At 71.3% G+C, this 20,884-nt stretch carries 16 protein-coding genes; 12 read left to right on the top strand and 4 right to left on the bottom strand.

Annotated elements, in window-relative coordinates; translation table 11 throughout:
* Positions 1 to 36: 36 nt before the first annotated feature.
* Together ACWEV3_RS36890 and ACWEV3_RS36885 are read right to left on the bottom strand one after the other, a co-directional pair.
* Positions 37 to 324, bottom strand: coding sequence for an MGMT family protein (locus ACWEV3_RS36890; RefSeq protein WP_132483254.1), 288 nt, complete (start codon positions 322 to 324; stop codon positions 37 to 39).
* Between the two features lie 162 nt (positions 325 to 486).
* A complete protein-coding gene (locus ACWEV3_RS36885) occupies positions 487 to 1,473 on the bottom strand; it encodes a chitinase (protein ID WP_452618334.1) in 987 nt (328 codons plus the stop codon).
* A 200-nt stretch (positions 1,474 to 1,673) separates the two neighbouring features.
* Here ACWEV3_RS36885 and ACWEV3_RS36880 point away from each other — a divergent pair, with 200 nt between their 5' ends.
* The 3 genes from ACWEV3_RS36880 to ACWEV3_RS36870 all read left to right on the top strand — a co-directional run bounded on the left by ACWEV3_RS36880 (position 1,674) and on the right by ACWEV3_RS36870 (position 8,972).
* Positions 1,674 to 4,844: an ATP-dependent helicase gene (locus tag ACWEV3_RS36880; protein WP_452618333.1), complete on the top strand. Its 3,171-nt coding sequence runs from the start codon at positions 1,674 to 1,676 to the stop codon at positions 4,842 to 4,844.
* Between the two features lie 49 nt (positions 4,845 to 4,893).
* A complete protein-coding gene (locus ACWEV3_RS36875; RefSeq protein ID WP_452618332.1) occupies positions 4,894 to 8,184 on the top strand; it encodes an ATP-dependent helicase in 3,291 nt (1,096 codons plus the stop codon).
* Positions 8,185 to 8,363: 179 nt separating this feature from the next.
* Complete coding sequence (locus ACWEV3_RS36870; protein ID WP_452618331.1) at positions 8,364 to 8,972, top strand: hypothetical protein; 609 nt, start codon at positions 8,364 to 8,366, stop codon at positions 8,970 to 8,972.
* A gap of 90 nt (positions 8,973 to 9,062) precedes the next feature.
* Here ACWEV3_RS36870 and ACWEV3_RS36865 read toward each other — a convergent pair whose 3' ends face one another.
* Entirely contained in the window at positions 9,063 to 9,590 is a 528-nt protein-coding gene (locus ACWEV3_RS36865) for a hypothetical protein (protein WP_452618330.1), read from the bottom strand.
* Between the two features lie 290 nt (positions 9,591 to 9,880).
* On the opposite strand from ACWEV3_RS36865, the gene ACWEV3_RS36860 reads away from it, so the two are divergent.
* On the top strand, positions 9,881 to 10,876 hold the full coding sequence (locus ACWEV3_RS36860; protein ID WP_452618341.1) for a potassium channel family protein: 996 nt from the start codon (positions 9,881 to 9,883) through the stop codon (positions 10,874 to 10,876).
* 81 nt (positions 10,877 to 10,957) lie between these two features.
* Positions 10,958 to 11,377, top strand: coding sequence for a hypothetical protein (locus ACWEV3_RS36855; protein ID WP_452618329.1), 420 nt, complete (start codon positions 10,958 to 10,960; stop codon positions 11,375 to 11,377).
* 6 nt (positions 11,378 to 11,383) lie between these two features.
* Here the strand turns inward: ACWEV3_RS36855 and ACWEV3_RS36850 are convergent, their stop codons facing one another.
* Positions 11,384 to 12,391 carry a neutral zinc metallopeptidase gene (locus tag ACWEV3_RS36850; protein WP_452618328.1) on the bottom strand — a complete coding sequence of 336 codons (1,008 nt, stop codon included), beginning with the start codon at positions 12,389 to 12,391 and terminating at the stop codon, positions 11,384 to 11,386.
* Between the two features lie 485 nt (positions 12,392 to 12,876).
* Between ACWEV3_RS36850 and ACWEV3_RS36845 the strand changes: the two genes are divergently transcribed.
* From ACWEV3_RS36845 to ACWEV3_RS36815, 7 genes are all read left to right on the top strand, one after another.
* Positions 12,877 to 14,487 (top strand): DUF2207 domain-containing protein, encoded by a 1,611-nt coding sequence (locus tag ACWEV3_RS36845; RefSeq protein ID WP_452618327.1) that lies wholly within the window; start codon positions 12,877 to 12,879, stop codon positions 14,485 to 14,487.
* Positions 14,488 to 14,816: 329 nt separating this feature from the next.
* Complete coding sequence (locus ACWEV3_RS36840) at positions 14,817 to 15,230, top strand: hypothetical protein (RefSeq protein WP_452618326.1); 414 nt, start codon at positions 14,817 to 14,819, stop codon at positions 15,228 to 15,230.
* Positions 15,227 to 15,763 carry a DUF3558 family protein gene (locus tag ACWEV3_RS36835; protein ID WP_452618325.1) on the top strand — a complete coding sequence of 179 codons (537 nt, stop codon included), beginning with the start codon at positions 15,227 to 15,229 and terminating at the stop codon, positions 15,761 to 15,763. Before ACWEV3_RS36840 ends, ACWEV3_RS36835 begins: the two co-directional genes overlap by 4 nt.
* Before the next feature lie 16 nt (positions 15,764 to 15,779).
* A complete protein-coding gene (locus ACWEV3_RS36830; RefSeq protein WP_452618324.1) occupies positions 15,780 to 17,132 on the top strand; it encodes a PPE domain-containing protein in 1,353 nt (450 codons plus the stop codon).
* 116 nt (positions 17,133 to 17,248) lie between these two features.
* Complete coding sequence (locus tag ACWEV3_RS36825; RefSeq protein ID WP_452618323.1) at positions 17,249 to 18,034, top strand: ESX secretion-associated protein EspG; 786 nt, start codon at positions 17,249 to 17,251, stop codon at positions 18,032 to 18,034.
* A gap of 145 nt (positions 18,035 to 18,179) precedes the next feature.
* Entirely contained in the window at positions 18,180 to 19,508 is a 1,329-nt protein-coding gene (locus ACWEV3_RS36820) for a M16 family metallopeptidase (protein ID WP_358576988.1), read from the top strand.
* On the top strand, positions 19,505 to 20,872 hold the full coding sequence (locus tag ACWEV3_RS36815; RefSeq protein WP_452618322.1) for a M16 family metallopeptidase: 1,368 nt from the start codon (positions 19,505 to 19,507) through the stop codon (positions 20,870 to 20,872). Before ACWEV3_RS36820 ends, ACWEV3_RS36815 begins: the two co-directional genes overlap by 4 nt.
* Positions 20,873 to 20,884 lie beyond the last annotated feature (12 nt).

The following is a 20,884-nucleotide window of genomic DNA, read 5'->3' as shown; positions in this document are numbered from 1 at the left end:
GCCGGCCCCAGAATCGTGAGAGGCCGGCTGGATTCGTCAGGCGCCCCAGCGGTATCGGCGCATGTCGATGCGGGCTCCGTCGGCGAGGACGCCTTCTGCGCGCAGGAGTTCCAGCTGCCGGCGGCGCAGGTGGTCGGCGACCGTGCCGTTGGAGCGCAGGACCCGGTGCCACGGCAGGTCGCCGCCGTCCTCGGCGAGGATGCGGCCCACCAGGCGCGCCGAGCGGAGGCCGGCGAGTTCGGCGACGTCTCCGTAGGACAGCACCGATCCGGGCGGGATCGACGCCACCACGGCTCGCACCTGTTCCACGGTCTCCTCGTCCACGAGCCCGAAGGTACTCCAGCACGATGTTGCGCAGCATCCCGCACACCGAACTCGCAGAAGCACCGTTTCCGCTGGTAGATGCTCGTGAGCGCTTTGGAGCGCTAGAGCACTCCAAAACGCTCACGAGACCTGATCAGCGGATACGGTGCCTCGGCTCCGGTATCAGCCCTGGAAGCCGGCGACGATCTTGGTGAAGTCCCACGGCTGCTGGTCGATGCCGCCGCAGGAGTCCGAGGGCCCGCCGCCGTTGCACGGGCGGTCCCGGTTGAGCGCCCAGAAGGTGAAGCGGCCGAGGCCCTTCTCCTTGGCGTAGTCGGCCATCTTCTGGAACGCGGCCTGGTCGACGGTCTCGCCGACGTCGGTCTTGCCGTTCATCGACGAGATGCCCGCGTGCGCGTAGGCCTCCGCGTCGCTGTAGCCGAAGGTGCTCTTGAGCACCTCCTTCAGGCCCTCGGTGGACTGGATCGTGTCGGCCGCCATGTCCGAACCGCCGAAGTTGAACGGCATCTGCGTCCAGACGTCGACGTTCGCGCCGATCTCGCCGGCCTTGCCGATCATCCGCTTGCCCACGTCGTTCGGGCCGCTGGCCAGCGTCGGGAAGGTGACCACCGTCTGCACGCCGGGGTTGGCCTCCTTGACGATCTTCAGCGCCTCCAGCACCCGGTCCTGCACGGCCGGGGTCTCGAACTCGCTGGCCTCGATGTCGACGTCGATGGCCTTGAGCCCGAAGGCGTCGATCACCTTCTGGTAGGCGCCGGCCAGCGACTGGGCGTCCTGGCAGAACTCGCCGAGCTTGTTCCCGGCCCAGCCGCCGATGGACGGGACGACGTCGCCGCCGGCGGCGCGGATCTCGTCGATGACGGCCTTGTCGGCGTCGAGCGGGCGGTTGCCGTCCCAGGCCGGGTTGCAGCCGCCGTCGGAGAGGATGAAGGCCAGCGTGAAGTCCTTGATCCCGGTAGCGCTCATCACCTCGCTGGGCTTGGGCGGGTTGCCCCAGCCCATGTAGAGGTAGGGCGACGCGGCGACGGGTGCCGCTGCGCTGGTCGAGGCCGGGGCCGAGGTCTCCGCGCTGAGTGCGGGCGCCGCGCCGATGGTCAGAGCACCGGCGACCGCGGCGCAGCCGAGCAGGGCTGTGCGGACTTTGCTCACGGTTCCTCCTTCGGGGGAGTTGATCGCGCTGGGGGCGCGCTTTCGCAGGTCACAGCCGGGGGAGGCGCTGTGACGACCAGCACACTGCCAGAGAGCGAAATTGGTTCATACCACCAAAAGGTTCTGTTAATTTCTCGTTGAGCTGCGCCTACCAGCGAGCCCTGCGCGACCTTGTCGTTGGCGCGTGATTCCATCGATGCGTGCCATCCCCGACCGCGCCCGTGCTCGTGCGCCGAGCCGAACCCGCTCGGCGGCGGACGGTCTGGGACACCGCCGGGCAGCGGGCGCTGGCGCACCGCGACGGCCTCCTGCGGATCCTGGGCGGGCCCGGGACCGGCAAGAGCACGCTGATCGCGCAGCTGGCCGCCGAGCGCATCCGCGACCGCGGGGTGTCGCCGGAGAACGTCCTGGTGCTGACCGGCAGCCGGCGCGCGGCGGCCTGGATGCGCACCGAGATCACCCGGCTGCTGACCGGTTCCACGGACGACCTGCGGACCGCGCCCGAACCGCTGGTGCGGACCGTCCACTCGTACGCCTTCGCGGTGCTGCGGCTGCAAGCCGTGCGCGAGCAGCTACCGCCCCCGCAGCTGCTCAACGGCCCGGACCAGGACGCGCTGGTGCGCGACCTGCTGGCCGGGGATGTCGAGGGCGGCGCCCGGGACTGGCCCGAGGCGCTGCGCCCGGCGCTGACCGTGCCCGGCTTCGCCGAGGAACTGCGCGATCTGCTGCTGCGGGCCGCTGAGCGCGGCGTGGGACCCGAGCGGCTGGTGAACCTCGGCCGGCAGCACAACCGTCCCGAGTGGATCGCCGCCGGCCGGTTCGCCCGGCAGTACGAGCAGGTCACGCTGCTGCGCGGAGCGGGCGGCGCGCAGGCCCCCGCGCTGGACGCGGCGGAGCTGGTCGGCTCGGCGCTGCTGGCGTTCGACACCGATCCCGGGCTGCTGGCGGCCGAGCAGGACCGCGTGCGCTACGTCCTCGTCGACGACGCGCAGCACCTCGACCCGCAGCAGTACTGGCTGACCCGGCGGCTCGGCGACACGGCCGTCGAATTCGTGTTGGCCGGCGACCCGGACCAGGCGGTGTACTCCTTCCGCGGCGCCGATCCGCGCTGCCTGCTGGACGCCGACCCGGACGGCACGAACACCGAGGTGCTCACCGTCGACCACCGGATGTCCAAGGCCGTCCGGGAGGCCGTGCGGCGGCTGGCCGCGCGGCTGCCCGGCGCGGGCCCGCAGCGCGAACTCGTGGAGCCCGAGAACGGGCGCAGCGGTTCGGTCCAGGTGCGGTTGCTGGCCACGGAGGCCCAGGAGGCCGCGTGGGTGGCCGACCAGCTCCGCCGGGCGCACCTGCTCGACGAGATCGCCTGGTCTGACATGGCCGTCGTGGTCCGCTCGACCGGCCTGTCGCTCCCGGTGCTGCGCCGCGCCCTGCTGGCAGCCGGCGTGCCGATCGCGCTGCCGATCGACGACCTGCCGCTGGCGCAGCGCACCGCGGTCCGCCCGCTGCTGACGCTGCTGCGCTGCGCTGCGCGCCCGCAGGCGCTCGACCCGGACGCTGCCGCTGAGCTGCTCGCCTCGCCGCTCGGCGGCGCCGACCCGCTCGCGCTGCGGCGGCTGCGTCGCGGGCTCCGCCGCCTGGAGCTCGCCGCCGGAGGTAGCCGGGCCAGCGGTGAACTGCTGGTGGAGGTGCTGCAGGACGACGACCGGCTCGCTGCGCTCGAAGACTCCGCCGCCGCACCGGCCCGCCGCCTCGCGGGACTGCTGCGCACCGCCGCCGACTCCGTCGCTGCCGGGCACACCGTCGAGGACACGTTGTGGCGGGTGTGGAAGGCCAGCGGCCTGGAGAAGCGGTGGGTGGCGCAGGCCGAGCGGCACGGCGCGGCCGGTGCGCAGGCCGATCGCGACCTCGATGCCGTGGTGTCGTTGTTCGACGCGGCCGCCCAGTTCGTCGACCGGCTGCCGGGCGCGGACGTCGCCGGTTTCGCGGACTACCTGACCAGCCAGCAGATCGCGGGCAGCTCGCTGGCGCCGACCGCGCCCCGGGACAACGCGGTGTCGGTGCTGACCGCGCACGCCGCGAGCGGCCGGGAATGGGAGGTCGTGGCGATTCCCGGTGTGCAGGAAGGGATTTGGCCCGACCTGCGGCTGCGGGGATCGCTGCTCGGCGTGGAGCGGCTGGTCGACGTGCTGTCCGGAGTGGACGCCGAGCGGGTGTCGGCGACCGCCCCGCTGCTGGCCGAGGAACGGCGGCTGCTGCTGGTCGCGGCGAGCCGGGCGCGGCGGAATCTGCTGGTCAGCGCGGTGCGCGGGGAGGACGAGCAGCCGTCGCGGTTCCTCGACGAGCTGGAGGGCGTGGTCAGCGACCCGGACGCGGTGGAGCGGCCGATCGCCCGCCCGGAGCGCGGCTTGGCGCTCGGCGACCTCGTCGGCGAGCTGCGCCGGGTGGTGTGCGATGCGGAGGCGGATCCGGCGCGGCGGCAGCGGGCGGCGGCGCAGCTCGCGCGGCTGGCCAACGCCGGGGTGCCGGGGGCCAGCCCGGACGCCTGGTACGGGCTCCCGGAGAGCTCCACCGCGGCGCCGCTGGTGACCGGCGACGATCCGGTCAAGGTGTCACCGTCCACTGTGGAAATCCTGGCCAAGTGCCCGCTGCGCTGGCTGGTCGAGCGGCACGGCGGCCAGGACACCGCCGAGCTTGCCGCCGTCACCGGCACGCTCGTGCACGCGCTCGTGCAGGCCGCAGCGGACGGCGCGGACACCGCGCAGCTGCACAAAGCCCTGGACGACGCCTGGGAATCCGTGGACGCCGGCGCACCGTGGTTCTCGCGCAAGGAGCGCACGCGCGTGGAGAAGATGCTCGACGCGTTCGTGACCTGGCTGGTGGAATCGCGGGCCGAACTCACCCAGATCGGCGTGGAGAAGGACCTGGACGTCACGGTCCAGGGCCGGGAGGGCGGGCCGTGGCTGCGGCTGCGCGGCCGCGTGGACCGGCTGGAGGTCGATGCCGGTGGCCGACCCGTGGTGGTCGACGTCAAGACCGGGAAGACACCGGTCAGCAAGGGCGACGCCGAGGAGCACCCGCAGCTGGCGGTGTACCAGCTGGCCGCCGCGCTGGGCGCGTTCGGCGACAACGACGGGCCCGGCGGGGCGCGGCTGCTGTACGTCGCGAAGGCCGACCGGAAGGGCGCGGCCACCGAACGCGTCCAGCCGGCGCTGGACGCCGAGCGGATCGAGGTGTGGCTCGACGTGGTGCACACCGCCGCCGCGTCCAGCCTGGGACCGGCATACGTGGCCAGCGAGAACTCCGACTGCGCGCGGTGCCCGGCGCGCACCTGCTGCCCCGTCCACCCGGCCGGAAGACAGGTCGCGCAGTGATCGGGTACTGCTTCGACTCCCTCTGCGGAGCTCGGCCCGGGGGCCGTGCATGAACGGCCGGCCACCCGAGGCCCAGCCGGTGCCCGCGGCCATCAGTCCACATCGGATCGCGCAGGCGCTCGGGCTGCACCCGCCGACCCCGGAGCAGGCCGCGGTGATCGCCGCGCCCGCAGAACCGGCGCTGGTCGTGGCGGGTGCGGGCGCGGGGAAGACCGAGACGATGGCCGCCCGCGTGGTGTGGCTGGTCGCCAACCGGCTGGTGACGCCGGAACGCGTCCTCGGCCTGACGTTCACCCGCAAGGCCGCGCGGCAGCTCGCCGACCGGGTGCGCGCCCGGCTGCGCCGGCTCGCCGGATCGGGACTGCTCGACGACGTCGATCCGAGCGGGCAGCTGCGCTCCGCGGTGCTCACCGAAGAGCCCACGGTGCTGACCTACCACGCCTACGCGGGGCGGCTCGTCGGCGAGCACGGCCTGCGGGTGCCGGTCGAGCCGGGCGCGCGGCTGCTGACCGAGACCGCGTCCTGGCAGCTCGCGCACAGCGTGGTCGCGACCTGGACCGAGGACATCGACACCGACAAGGTCCCGTCCACGGTCACCGGTTACCTGCTCTCGCTGGCCGGTGAGCTCGCCGAGCACCTGGTGCGCCCGGACGACCTGCGGGCGCACGCCGAGAAGGTCTGCCACGCGGTCGAGAACGCGCCGCGCGCCAAGGGCCAGCGCGCGAACCTGCCGCAGGACCTGGTGAAAGTCGTTGCCGCGCAACGCTTGCGGGTGGCGATGCTGCCGCTGGTCGAGGAGTACGCGCAGCGCAAGCGGCGCGAGGGCGCGATGGACTTCGCCGACCAGATGTCGCTGGCCGCACTGCTCGCCGCCGAGCATCCCGAGGTCGTCGACGGGGAACGTGCCCGCTACGGCGCCGTCCTGCTGGACGAGTACCAGGACACCGGCCACGCGCAACGGGTGCTGCTGCGCTCGCTGTTCGGCCGTGACCGCCCGCTGCCGGTCACGGCCGTCGGCGACCCGGCGCAGGCCATCTACGGCTGGCGTGGCGCGAGCGCGGCGAACCTCCCGCGCTTCACCACCGACTTCCCGCGCGTCGACGACGGCCGCAAGGCCCCGGCGCACCGGTACGGGCTGCTGACGAGCTTCCGCAACCCGGCGGAGGTCCTGCACGTCGCCAACGCGGTCTCGGAACCGCTGCGCAAGACCGGGCTGGAAGTCGACGAACTGCGCGCCAGGGACGGCGCCGAACCCGGCGACATCCGGTTGGTGCTGAGCGAACACGTGCGGGCCGAACGCGACTGGGTCGCCGACCAGATCACCGCGCAGTGGCAGGCGGCGCTGGACGAAACGGGCCGGCCGCCGACCGCGGCGGTGCTGGTGCGACGCCGCGCCGACATGTCCGACATCGCGGCGGCGCTTCGGGAACGCGGCCTGCCGGTGGAGGTCGTCGGGCTCGGCGGGCTGCTCGACGAGCCCGAGGTCCGCGACCTCGTGAGCGCGTTGCGGCTGCTGGTCGACCCGCTCGCCGGAACGGCCGCGATGCGGCTGCTCACCGGCTCGCGCTGGCGGCTGGGAGCGGCCGACATCGCCGCGCTGTGGGACCGCGCGAGGGAGCTCGGGACGCAGGCGTTCGGGGAGCCCGAATCCTCCGACCCGTCCGCTGTGGTCACCGCGGCGTTGCCGGGTGAGAACGCCGAGCAGGCAGGCCTCGTGGACGCGCTCGACGACCCCGGTGATGCGGAGCGCTACTCCGGCGACGGCTACCGGCGCATCCGGCGGCTGGGCGGCGAACTCGCCTCGTTGCGGCGCCGCCTGGACCAGCCGTTGCCGGAGCTCGTCGCCGACGTCGAGCGGACGCTGCTGCTGGACATCGAGAGCATGGCGCGACCGGTCGGCGCGGGCCGCATTCACCTCGACGCGTTCGCCGACTCGGTCACCGATTTCGCGACCGCGAGCCCGTCGGCCACGCTGCACGCGCTGCTGGACTACCTGGAAGCGGCCGAACGAGCCGAGGACGGCCTGGAACCCGGCGAGGTCGAAGTCGCCGAGGACCGGGTCCAGGTGCTCACCGTGCACGCCGCCAAGGGCCTGGAGTGGCAGGTCGTCGCCGTGCCGCACCTCGTCAACGACGTCTTCCCCGGCAAGCGGAAGTCCTCGTCGTGGCTGCGGTCGGCCACCGAACTGCCCGCCGAACTCCGGGGCGACGCCCAGGACCTGCCCCGGCTGGACGTCGAGGGGCTGTTCGGGCTGGACCGCAAGGAGGTCACCGAGGCGCTGGGCATCCACGACGAGGAGTTCGAGGAGCGCCGGCTCGCCGAGGAGCGGCGGCTGCTCTACGTCGCGGTGACGCGCTCGGAGCGGACGTTGCTGCTGTCCGGGCACTGGTGGGGCGAGAACGGCGACCGGCCGAAGGGGCCGTCGGACTTCCTGCGGCAGCTGGCCGAGGTGCTGGGCGAATCCGGGGCCGGGGTCGTCGACCTGTGGACGCCGGAACCCGATGAGGACGCGACGAACCCGCTCGCCGACGCCGTGCGCTGCGCGGAGTGGCCGGTCGATCCGCTGGGGTCGCGCCGCGCAGCGGTGGCCGAAGGCGCGGAGCTCGTGCGGGCCGCGATGTCCACTGCGGATGATTCAGAGCCGGATGACGACGAGGACGACGAGGACGGCTGGGCGCGGGATGTCGACGTGCTGCTGGCCGAGCGCGCCGCGGCCGCGCAGCGGCGGGAGCAGGTGAGGCTGCCGGACCACCTGTCGGTGAGCCAACTCGTCGAACTCGCCAAGGACTCCGACACCCTCGCCCGGCGGCTGCGCCGCCCGCTGCCGTTCCCGCCGAACCCGATGACCCGGCGGGGCACCGCGTTCCACGCCTGGCTGGAGCACCGGTTCACCTCGACCGCGCTGCTGGACTTCGACGAACTGCCCGGCGCCGCCGACGAATCCGCGCCGGTGCACGAGGAGCTCGCCGATCTGCAGCAGGCGTTCCTGGCCGGTTCCTGGGCCGACCGCACGCCGCACCGCGTTGAGGTGCCGTTCGAGACCCAGGTCGAGGGCGTGGTGCTGCGCGGCCGGATGGACGCGGTGTTCGCCGACGCAGACGGCGGCTGGACGGTGCTGGACTGGAAGACCGGCGCGGTGCCGGGCGGCGACCAGATCCCGGCGCTGTCGGTGCAGCTCGCGGCGTACCGGCTGGCCTGGGCGGAGCTCTCCGGCACGCCGCTGTCGAAGGTCCGCGCGGCGTTCCACTACGTCCGCCACGACTACACGCTCCGCCCCGCCGACCTCCTCGACGCCGACGGCCTCCGGAACCTCATCACCTCGGTGCCCTCGGCGCAGTGACCGTTCGGCCTGGTCAGGCCTCGTGAGCACGTTGTGCTGCCATAGCGATCCAACGTGCTCACGAGCACTGACCTGCGGAGATGTCGGCGTCAGCGGGATCACGCCCGGCGCCCCGGATCAGTACACGTTCGGGTGGCGGAGCTTGAGATCGCGGTTCGCGGCGGATGACTATGCCCGCGATGAACACGGACTGGAAGCTCAACACGCCACCGGAATCCGAAGTGAACGTCGACGCCGACGTCCTGGCGATGCGCGCCCCGCTGGTGCGGGTGCACCGGAACGACGAAGGCACCTGGTCCTTCGACGGCCCGGGCCGCAACCCGCGACCGTCGAAGAAGACGATGCTCAGCGCCGTCGTCGGGGCCTGGCCGCACGTCGCCGCACTGTCCGATTTGGACACCGGCGGTGCCGCGGTGTGGTCGTGGAAGCAGCACGGCTGGGCCAGCGAGTTCAAGTGCGAGTGCGGCAGCTGCGACCAGCCGGTCGCCGCCGACATCGACCGCAGCAGCTGGCCGAGCGAACTGCAGCCGCACAGCATCCTCAGCGTCGAGCAGGCCGCCCTGTCCGGCCAGGCGCCGCTGACCGACATCATCTCCACGCCCGGCGGCATCGCGCTGCTGGGCCCGGGCGACCACCGGCGTTCGGCCGACCTGATGACGCCGGTCGCGCTGGCGAACGTGATCCGCCGCTGGCCGCACACGATGCAGGCGCTGCGCGCCCTGAAGGAAGGCCGCGGCATGCGCTGGAACCCGCAGCAGCTCAACTGGCACGAATACGTCCTGGCGTAGGTCAGGACGGGTTCGCGGCGGCCGTCAGCGGAGTCTCGGACGCCTTCTCGCTGTGGACTCGTCCTCGGGAGAAGACGTCTGGGAACCCGCTCAGGCGTTCTCGGTGAGCTGGGGGAGTTCGAGGAGCCGCGAGTAGAGGACCTCCAGCAGCCAGCGGCCGAACATCGACGAACCGAACTCCGCGGTCCGGTCCTCCGGTGTGACCACCAGCTCGGCCGGGCCCTCGAAGCCGGCGTTGACCACGCCCACGCCGTAGTAGTCCAGCTCCAGCATCCGCAACGGCTTGTACTTGGAGCCCTGGGGCAGCACGACCGCGCACGGCGCCAACGTCAGCAACGTCCCGCACGCCCGCAGCGCGTGGCGGGAGCGGGACACCGGCACCAGCAACCCGAGCAGATCGACCGCGGCCACCGGCACCTGGTCGTGCGTGCAGGGCTCGGACCAGGACCGGAACCAGGCCGGGTTGAGCTCCGGCCCCCAGCCGTGAAGACTGCGCCACTCGTGGACGTCGCGCCTGATCCGCGCCACGGCGGCGAACCGCGCACCGAGGACCTCGACGTCCGGGATCAGCCGGCCGTCCCATCCCAGGGCGCGCGCCGCGTGCTGAAGCTGCTGCACCGCTGCATGGTAAGCCGCGGCACCGCCAAGTCCAGACCAGGTCTTCCGGCCTGCAGGAGAGCTCGTCGCCGAACTGCCGGTGCCGCATCGCACCCGGCGCGCGGTCAAGGGTTACTGTTCTGCGCCGTGAGTGGTGAGAACGCGCTTCCGAGTCGCGCGGCAGGAGCCGGAGGGCACGGGTCATGATGCGGCGCAGTCCCAAGCGACTGGCGCACCCCTTCATCGGTGGCCGCACCGACGAGGAGGAGCTGACCAGCAGGCCCGACCACGCGCTGGTGGGCGTGATCCGGATGCCGGGCAGCACGATCAGCCCGGTGCGCTCCATCATCCGCCGGATCATCGGCGCGATGCTCGCGCTGGCCGCCACGGTGCTCATCGTGTACTTCGGCCGGGACGGCTACCGGGACTCCGCGGGCGGCGAGCTGGACCTGCTGGACGCCGTCTACTACGCGACGGTGTCGCTGTCCACCACCGGCTACGGCGACATCACCCCGGTCACCTCGCAGGCCCGGCTGGTGAACGTGCTGGTCATCACGCCGCTGCGGGTGCTGTTCCTGATCGTGCTGGTCGGTACCACACTGGAAGTGCTCACCGAGCGCTCTCGACAGGCTTTCAAGATCCAACGCTGGAGGTCCAGGGTGCGCGACCACGTGGTCGTCATCGGATACGGAACCAAGGGCCGTTCGGCGGTCACCGCACTGCTCGGCGACGGCGCGGAGCCCGGGCGCATCGTGGTCGTCGACACCGACCAGCGATCGCTGGAAACCGCGTCCGCGCAAGGCCTGGTCACCGTCAACGGCTCGGGCACCCGCTCGGACGTGCTGCGCGTGGCGGGGGTGCCGCGGGCGCGGGCCATCGTGGTCGCCCCGGCCCGCGACGACACGGCCGTGCTGGTCACCCTGACCGCGCGGGAGCTCGCGCCGAAGGCGCAGATAGTCGCGGCGGTGCGGGAGGCCGAGAACGTGCACCTGCTGCGCCAGTCCGGCGCGGACTCGGTGGTGGTGTCCAGCGAGACGGCGGGCCGCCTGCTGGGCATGGCGACCTCGACGCCGTCGGTGGTGGAGATGTTCGAGGACCTGCTGACGCCGGACGTGGGCCTGGCGATCGCCGAGCGGGAGGTCGAACCGCAGGAGGTCGGCGGCTCGCCGCGGCACCTCTCGGACATCGTGCTCGGCGTGGTGCGCGACGGACAGCTCTACCGGGTGGACGCCCCGGAAGCCGATGCGATCGAGGCCGGTGACCGGCTGCTCTACGTCAAGAAGGTGACACCCGCGGACGCCTCCTAGGGACCGGGCGCACCGGGCGTGATCCCGGCATTGCCCCGAGTGACGGTCGGCGCCGTTCGGCTTTCTGCCAATATCGGTGTCGTGGGAAGGCAACGAGGTTCGGCGTCGGTGGCGCCGATCCTGCTTGTCCTCGGAACGCTCGGGGTCGCGGTGGCGGCGGTGACGCTGTGGCCGCTGATGACGGAGGCCGGGCAGGCGATGCGGCCGGCGACGGCGACGGTCATCGAGTCGCGCCCGTGCGGCGCTGCCTCGGCGCGGGACCTCGTCGAGGTCCGGATCGACGGCGTGGTGCGGCGAGCGCCGTTCGACGGCTGCGGCCACGCCCCCGGCCAGCAGCTGCCGGTGCAGGTGCCCGCCGACCCGGGCGAGGACTTCGTGGTCCGCCCGGCGCGATCGACCGACTCCGAGCTGAAAGGCCAGGTGCAGCGCGCCAACTGGGTCCTGCTGACCCTCGCCGCGGTCGCCGGCGGCGGCTACGGGCTGATGCTCCGCCGGCCCTGAGCCCCGTCAGTCGACGTCGGAGGCCGACGCCAGCCAGGTGTTGCACTCCGTGATCCGGTTCTTCCGGAACCCCTGCTCCACCCAAGCGGCGTTGGTCGACGTGCTGCCGTGGTCGCGCACGTTGGTGTGCTCGTCGCCGCGATCGGACGAGTCCTCCAGCGCGGGGAAGATGAAGTCGTTGCTGACGCCGCCGTTCTGCAACGCGGCCAGCGTCATGCCCTCGAAGCACGTCGCCTGCAGCTCGGAGCGCCGGGTCAGTTCCAGCCCGGCCGACGTGGAGCTGCCGCCCGCGTCGTAGGACGCGTCGCCGTAGGCGCTGTTGATCCCGGTCATGCCCTGCAGCGCGTGGCCGAATTCGTGCGCGAACTGGCCGAGGTACACGCCTGCCTTGGTGCGCTGCTCGACCTGGGCGTAGTAGCGCGCGGTCATGTAGATCGTGTGGTTGCCGGGGCAGTACATCGCGGTCTGGTTCCACCGCCGCGTCCCGCAGGGCGTTTCGATGTTGTCCCCGGTGGTGATCACGGTGGGCGTCCGGACCGGCAGGTCGGCGTTCTCCAGCGCCGGGGCCCACGCCTCCATCAGGCAAGGCAGTGCGGCCTGGTAGAAGCGGTCCTGCGAGGTGACGTCGGTGTTGAAGCGGGGCAGGTTGCACGAGGTGTTCATCGCGCCGTTGCCCGGGATGTTGAACGGGTGGTCGCCCAGCGCCGAGACCGGTTTGACCTCGTCGTCATCGCCGTTGGTCGACGTGGACGTCTCGGATTCCTCGCTGCTGGTCGTCGTGTCGGTGGAAGTCTCGGTCTCGCTGGAATTCGTCGACGTCGAGCGGCTGCTGGTGCTGCTGTAGTCCGAAGCCCGGCTAGAGGTGATCGATGCGGCCATCGCGCCGACGGTGCCGACGCCGAGCAGCGCCATGCCGACCAGCACCAGCGCGACGATGACACCGGTGTTGCTCTTGCGCTGCGGCGGCCGCATGTGCGGCATCGGCTGCGGCGGGCGTTGCGGTGCCAATCGCACGGTGGTTTGCGGCGGCAGCGGGCGCGCGGCCGGCGGTGGTGCGATCCGGCGGGTCGGCTGGTCGAAGATCGGCGCTCCCTGCTGCGGGCGCAGGGGTTGCGTGCCGGGCGGGGGTAGCGGAGGACGGCGTTGCGGCTGCTGGGGCCGGGGGACCGGACCTTGTGGCGGCCGGGGAGTCTGACCTTGCGGTGGCTGGGGGACCTGGCCTTGCGGCGGCCGGGGGGCCGGGCCTTGCGGCGGCCGGGGACCCGGACGTTGTTGCCCGCCGCGCGGGCCCTGCGGTGGCCAGGGCTGGCGGGGTGGCTGCGGGCCGCGTGGTGGCGGGGGCGGCTGCGTCATGCGGTCTTCCTCGCGGAGTGTCGAATGTGGACTGTTGGTCCAGGTTCGGCTGGCCGCCACCGAGCAGTCATTTCCCCCCGACTTCCTCACCATCAATCCCACCGTTGCGGACCAGAGCTTAGCCACGGGCGGCTATCGTTCGGGCCGTGTTGACCAAACGGGGGCTGGTGGTCGCCCTGACCGGACTGCTGTTGGGCGCACCGAGCACGGCCGCGGCGCAGGAGCAACCGGTCGATGCGCTGCCCGGCACGGTTTCCAGCAGCGTGAACCTCAAGCTGCAGCGCGACGGCCTGGTCTCGGTCACCGAGCGGATCAACGTTCCCGCGGGTCAGCAAGTCGAGCGCACGATGCCGCTGCGGCAGTCCGCGGGGCCCGGGGCGGACCGGGTCTTCACGGTCTCCGACGCCGTGCTCGACGGTGGCGGCGCGATCCAGGCCGAGGCCGACAAGCTGCATCTGACGCTGCAGCCCGGGGTTTCGACGCTGACGTACTCGGTTCGCGGTGCCGTGGCGGACGCCGGTGACAGGCAGGACGTCCGCTGGCAGGTGTCGGGTGGCTGGAACGTGCCGGTGGACCGCGTCGAGGTGTCGCTGCTGTCGCCGAAGGTGCCGCAGGAGATCATGTGCCTGGCGGGCCCGCTGGGCAGCGCGAACCGCTGCGCCCAGTTCGAGATCACCCACACCCAGTCGATGCACGCGGTGACCTACGGCCTGCAGCCCGGCGACCGGATGGACCTCACATTCAAGGTCCCGGCGGGCACGGTGCCGGCGAACGCCGTGACCGAGCAGTACTTCAGCCTGGCGCGGGCGTTCTCGCTGACGCCGGCGACGGCGGCCGGTCTGGCCGCGATCGGCCTGCTGCTGATCGGCGGCCTCGGCCTCGTCTGGTACGCCCGAGGCCGGGACGTGCGCGCGTTCGCGGAGGACGTGGGCCAGGTCGAGGTGCTGATGACCGATTCCCAGGGCGCGGTCGCGTTCGCGTCCCCGGACGGCGTGCTGCCCGGCCAGATCGGCACGGTCATCGACGAGCGGGTGGACCCGGTCGACGTGACGGCGACGATCATCGACCTGGCGGTCCGCAACTACCTGTGGATCGAGGAACTCCCCGGCCAGGACTGGCGAATCGTCCGGCTGAACCCGGCCGACGACTCGCTGCGGCCGTTCGAGCGAGCGGTCTACGACCTGCTCGTGGGGCAGGAGCAAGAGGTGCGGCTATCCCAACTGCGCGACCTCGACGCGAGCCGGGTTCGCGCGGCGCTGTACGCGGAGGTCGTGGAGAAGGAGTGGTTCGCACGGCGTCCGGACGTCGACCGAAACCGCTTCTGGTGGACGGGTCTCGGCGTGATCATCGGCGGAGCGGCGCTGACGGCGGTACTGGCGCTGACGACGTCAGCGGCACTGCTGGGGATCGCCGTGCTGATCGGCGGCATCGCGATGATGTTCAGCGCACGCCTGATGCCGGCGCGAACGCGACGAGGCAGCGCGCTCGTGGTGCAGGTCAGGGGCCTGCGCGGCTACTTGCACGAGGCCGCGGCGGAGTCGCTGCCGGAGCAGGACCGCGAGACGGTGTTCTCCCGATCGCTGCCGTACGCGGTGGTCCTGGAAGAAACGGACCGCTGGCTAGCGGAGTTCGCGGAACTGAACCCGGGAGCGGACGGAACATCGGGCCTCTACTGGTACGAAACCCCGAACCTCCAGAACTTCCACCAAACCTTCCCAACCCTCGTGGAAACCCTGAACAAAAAAATCAACCGCTGACACCGGCCGGCTTCTGCCGACATGTCCGGTACGGATGGGTGCGAGGGCAGTAGTCGGCGGGGAAGCGGAGAAGATCGTCAGCCAAGCGGCTGCCGGAATGATCAACAGGTCGAGCAGTCGAATTAGGCGTTCCGGGCTCGGCTTGAACGTCTCGCGCGATCGCTGTCCGCAATCGCTCGGTGTCGGACCGTGACAACGCCGTGACCTGCGGCTGAACGGGTGGTGCCGGAGCTGCGTCAGGTTTGTCGGGAACCGTTACGGATGCCCCTGCGTCAGGTTAAAGTGTTCACCGTTACCTGGGGAGATCGCAGAGTCCAGAGGGGTCTGGGATGACAAGCGCAGACGCAAGTGGGTTCGCTGCAGCCAAAGAAGGGCTGAAGGCGATCAGCGGCCAGACGCAGTGGATCAATCAGCAGGTCGGCGCGGGCAAGCTGTCGCTAGACCCGGAGGTGGCCGAAAAAGCTGCCAAACGCTGCGACGAGGAGAAGGACGAGCTGCAGAAGCTCCTGCGGTATACGGACCAGATGACCCGTTTGCAGGGCCTGGGGAACTATCCGGACGGTCAGCAGCTGGCCCAGCGGTTCGTTCAGAAGGCAGCGGATAGCAGCGCCGGTGCAGCTGTTCTCATCCGGCAGCTCATGGACGAGCTCCAGAAGCAGGCGGACGCGTTTCGCGCCGCGGCGAAGGACTACCGTGCAACCGACGAGCAGATCTCCGCGGACTTCCAGCGAGGTATTCAGTGAGCACTCTCTCCCGAACCGTTGTCGTCACGGCTGCCGGAGTTGCGCTTCTCAGCCTGACCGCTTGTTCTGGCGGATCGCCGGGTCGGACGGGCGATGGCGAGCCAACGACCTCAGCTGCAGAGGCTCCTGGGCTTGAGAGTTTCGATGTCTGCAACTTCTTCACCCCGAGCGATCTCTCAGCTGCGGGAGTTGCAGGTCCGGGCGAGCCGGACAACAACCTGAAGTCCGAGCCTGGGTGCAACTACAACGGCGCGAAGATGGACCTCACTCTGTACAAGGTCCCGGACACGACTTTCGACAAGTACACAACGCAAGGCAATTTCGCTGAGATCGAACCTTTCGAGATCAGCGGCCGGAAGGCGGCGACCGGAGTCACGGCGGGCTCTCAGGGGCAAGGGATCTGTTCGACGTTCCTCGACGCTGGGAAGGGCACGATCACTGTCACTGTGACAGGTGAGGATCGGGACTCCGTCGATGCGTGCGGCGAGTCTCGGAAGGTCGCTGAGCAGATCTCGCCAAGACTTCCGAAGTGATGAGACAGGGGGAGTGATGGGACTTCTCAGTACCCTCGACAACGCGGGTTCTCGGGTCTTCGGCTGGGAGAGCGCTGCGGAAGAGGAGCGCAAGAAGCACGGCGAACAGGCCAACCGCGTTGCCCAGCAGCAGCAGAGCCAGCTGGCGCAGCAGAACTCCGGCCTCAACGTCAGCAGCTACGACTCGCCGGCGATCACGCAGTGCCTCAACTGGTCGGGCTTCAGCCACGCGCAGATCTACAAGACCAACCAGGAGTCGATCGACCAGGGCAAGGTCGGTGAGGTCGCCGAGGCGTGGAAGAAGCTCGCCACGGGCCTGCGCGAGCGCGGGAACAACTACGCCACGGACCTCGCCAAGATCGTCGACGGGGGCTGGGAAGGCGAGGCCGCGAACAACGCTCGTGAGGTCGGCAAGCCTGCTTCCGACTGGATGAAGGCCAGTGCCGATGCCTTCGAGATGACCGGGAACAACCTGCACGCCGCAGGTGAGGCCGCCGGTCAGGCCAGCAAGATGGTCGAGAAGCCCCAGGGCTTCAGCTGGGGTGAGGCCGCTTCCGCTTCGATCCCGTTCGGGGTCGCCGGCGGTGGCATCAACGCGCTCAGCCAGATGGAGGAGCAGGAGCAGGCGGAGAAGGCCGCGCAGGAGACGATGGCGCGCGTCTACAGCCCCACGCTCACCCAGGTCGACGCCAAGATGCCGCAGTACAAGGGGCCGGACGGCAACACCAAGGAGCCGCCGCCCGTGCCGCCGCCGCCCCCCACGGAGTGGGGCGGTGGAGGTCCCGGCAATCCCGGTGGTGGACCCGGCGGCGGAATGCCGGGTGGCGGGACCGGAAAGCTTCCCGGCGGTGGCATCGGCACCGGTATCCCCGGTGGTGGCATTCCCGGCGACGGGCGCCCCGTCGGTGCGTACGACCCCAATAATCTCACCGGTGTCCCCGGTGGCGGCTACACCACGCCTTCCGGAACCGGCAGCCAGTGGGCCGATCAGCCCGGGCTTCCCGGCGGTGGCGGAACCGGGCTGCCCGGCGGTGGCGCCGGTGGTGGTCTCCCCGGCGGCGGCGCGGGCGGTGTCGGCATGGTCGGTGGCATGGGTGCCGGTGGTGCAGGCGCCGGTGGCATGGCCGCCGGTGGCCGGGCCGGTGTCGGTGGACTCGGCGCCGGGGCTGGGGCCGGCGCGGGTGCGGGCGGAGCAGGTGCTCGAGGTGCCGGTGCCGGACGAGGCGCGATGGGCGGCATGGGGGGTGCCGGTCAGCGCGGCCAGGGCACCGAGGACCAGGAGCACGAGCGCCCGTCCTGGCTCGAGGAGCAGGACGACATCTGGATGAACGACATGCCGAAGACCGCCCCGCCGGTGCTCGGCGAATGATCCGGTGCTGACCGGTGGTGCCGGCTTGGCGCCACCGGCCGGTCACGCTTGCAGCGGGCGAATTCACAAGGGGAGAAACGACAGTGGGCGTGTTGGGGCGGTGGCAGCTTCAGCCGGTGCACTTGGACATCGTGCTCAAGTACCTGAAGATCGACGGTTTGACCTTGCCGTTGAGCAGCCGTTCTTTCGGGTACACCGCCGATCAGTTCAGCCAGATCGCGATCGGTGAGCTGGACCGGATGGCCGCCGCCGGCGTCGTGATCAACGACGAGGTCGCACCGCCGCTGGTCACCGCGCTCAAGACGCTGGCCAACCCGTTCTTGTGGGTCGACTCGCTGTGGTTCCCGCAGGTCGGCTCCGATCACTGCTGGCGGGCGCTCGCGGTGTTCACCGAAGGCAACCGGGTCGTGCTCGGCGTGCAGACACCGAGCGAAGATCCGCAGCGCGGCGGCATGCTGACCGTCGAGGTTCACGAGAAAGCCCCGCTGCCGCAGGTCCTGCTGGCCACGTTGCCGCCCACCAAGCCGGGCGGTCAGGGGCCGGTGCGGGTCCCGCAGAGCTCGCTGGTGCAGCAGCCGCAGCCCGACGACTACGACCAGATGAGCATGATGCAGTCGGCCACCCCGAACCGCGGCAGCAGCGGCGACCAGCAGGTCTCGCTCTACGAGGCGATCGGGAAGGCGCCGCACGCGCGCATCGGTCAGATCTCGGCGAGCACCCGCGACCAGTACGGCCGCCGGAAGCGTTCCCAGGTGGTGTCCTGGTTCGACAACGAGCCGGACGGCCGCTACCTGAACCGGGTCGAGCGCGGCAGCGGCGGCGAGCAGGTCTTCGCGATCTTGCCGGCCGACGCGCGCACGATCGGCGCCGAGATCGATTCCCTCATCGCCCAGGTCCGCTGACCGCGCCCGAACAGGCGGGTACCGCTCGACCGCGGCTGGATGCTGCGCGCCGGGACTTCGCCACCTACGCCGGGTGATCACGACACGCCGAAGAGTGGCGAAGGGGGCACCCACGGCTTGACAGTCCGCACGTAGGCTGCATGGCATGGTCGAACCCCAGCTGCATCGCGTTACTTTGCCCAATGGGCTGCGCGTGGTGTTGGCACCGGACTCGGCGGCGGGCCAAGCGTCGTCGGGCCAGGCCCCTGTGGTCGGTGTCAGCGTGCACTACGACGTGGGCTTCCGCTCGGAACCGGAAGGGCGCACCGGTTTCGCCCACCTCTTCGAGCATTTGATGTTCCAAGGCAGCGAGAGCTTGGAGAAGCTCGCGCACTTCCGGCACGTGCAGGGCTCCGGCGGCACCTTCAACGGTTCGACGCACCAGGACTACACCGACTACTACCAGGTGCTGCCGTCGGCGGCGCTGGAGCGGGCGTTGTTCCTCGAAGCGGACCGGATGCGGGCACCGAAGATCACCGAGGAGAACCTGCGCAACCAGGTGGACGTGGTCAAGGAGGAGATCCGCCTCAACGTCCTCAACCGCCCCTACGGCGGCTTCCCGTGGATCTTGCTGCCGCCGGTGCTGTACTCGACCTTCGCCAACGCCCACAACGGCTACGGCGACTTCACCGACCTGGAACAGGCGACCGTCGACGACTGCGCCGCGTTCTTCGACACCTACTACGCGCCGGGCAACGCGGTGCTGACCGTCAGCGGTGACCTCGACGTCGAGCGCACCATCGATCTGATCAACAAGCACTTCGGCGATGTGCCGGCGCGCGACGTCGCGCCGCGGCCGTCGTTCGGCGAGCCGTTCCCGTCGGGCGAGCTGCGCGGCAAGCACATCGACCCGCACGCGCCGCTGCCCGCCGTCGCGCTGGGCTACCGCCTGCCCGACCCGGTCGGCGAGCTCGACGCCTACCTGGCGAACGTGGTGCTCGCGGCGATCTTGTCCGACGGCGACGCCGCCCGCCTGCAGCAGCGCCTGGTCTACCAGGACTCGCTGGTGGTGGACGTGCACGCCGGCTGCGGCCTGATGGGCTCCCCGCTGGACGCCCGCGACCCGGACACCTTCACCGTGACCGCGATCCACACGCCGGAGGTCGGCCTCGACCGGGTGATCGGAGCGGTCGACGAGGAGCTGGAGAAGCTGGCCGCCGACGGCCCCACCGAGGACGAGCTGTCCCGCGTCACGGCGCGCTGGGCCGCCAGCCTGTACCGAGGGCACGACCGGGTGGTCACCCGGACCCTCGACCTGGGCAGCGCCGAGTTGCTGCACGGCCGCGCGGAGCTGATCTCCGAGCTGCCGAAGCGGATCGGCGAGGTCCGCGCGGAGGACGTCGCGGCGGCCGCGAAGTCGTTGCGGTCGGACGCGCGAGCGGTGCTGGAGATCGAACCCGCAGGTGACGAGAACGCGACAGGAGGTGCGGCATGACCCGCGCAACGCACCGCAGCGCCGAGGAGATCGGCCGCACCGAGCTCGGCCCGCGCCCGCTGCCGCCGCTCGGTGAGCCCCGCACCGGCCGCGCGCCGGCCGTCGTGGACACCGTGCTGGACAACGGCCTGCGGGTGATCGCGGCCCGGCACGGCGTGGTCCCGATGGTCGAACTGCGCCTGCGGATCCCGTTCGCCGGCGAGGACCAGAAGCACCCGGCCCGCGCCGAGCTGCTGGCCGAGACGCTGCTGACCGGCACGGAGCGCCGCAACCGGGTGCAGGTGGACACCGACCTGGCCGCGGTGGGCGCCGACCTGAGCTCGGTCGTCGACCCGGAGCGGCTCAGCATCACCGGTGATGCGCTGGCCACCGGGCTGGACACCCTGCTCGACGTGCTCGCCGACGCGCTGACCGGCGCGGTGTACCGCGACGAGGAGGTCGAGGGGGAGCGCGCCCGGCTGGTCGAGCGGATCGCCGTCGCGCGATCGCAGCCGCGGGTGATCGCCCGCGAGGAGCTGCAGCGACACCGCTACGGCGACCACCCGTTCGTCCGCGAGGTGCCGGCGGCCGAGGACGTCGCCGAGGTCACCGCCGAGGAGGTCCGGACCCTGCACCGCGAGTCGGTGCTGCCGCGCGGTTCGGTGCTGGTGCTGGTCGGCGACATCGACCCGGATCAGGCGGTGGCGGCCGTCGCGCGCAACCTGGCGGACTGGCAGTCCGAGGACAGCGCGCGCGAGCTCCCGTCGCTGCCCGTGGTCCGCGGCGGTGACGTGCGGCTGGTGCACCGGCCCGGCGCGGTGCAGTCGCAGCTGCGCTTCTCCGCGCAGGCGCTGCCACGCACGGACCCGCAGTACCCGGCGCTGCAGGTCGCGAACCTGGTCTTCGGCGGCTACTTCTCCTCGCGGTTGGTGGAGAACATCCGCGAGGACAAGGGTTACACCTACGGCGCGCACTCGTCGTTCGAGTTCACCCGGGGCAACGGCACGGTCCTCGTCGACGCCGACACCGCCAGCGAGGTCACCGCGGCCGCGCTGCTGGAGACCCGGTACGAGCTGGCGAGGCTGGCGCTGGTGCCGCCGACCGAGTCGGAGGTGGAGTCGGCCCGGCAGTACGCCATCGGCAGCCTGCTCACCTCCACCGCGTCGCAGGCCGGCATGGCGTCCACGCTCGCCGCGCTGGCCACGGCGGGGCTGACGCAGGACTGGCTGGTCGCGCACCCCGAGCGGTTGCGGGCGGTCACTGCGGAGCAAGTTGCCGAGGCGGCCCGGTTGTTCGCGCCCACCTCCTTCACCGGAGTCGTCGTCGGCGACGCGGACAAGCTCGCCGACCAGCTGCGGCTGCTCGGGGGAGTGGTGCTGCCATGACGCGGTTAGACG

Source organism: Saccharopolyspora sp. NPDC003752 (genome assembly GCF_053605825.1).
The sequence above is the reverse complement of the archived record's forward strand: the minus strand, read 5'-3'. Positions and strand labels throughout refer to the sequence as shown.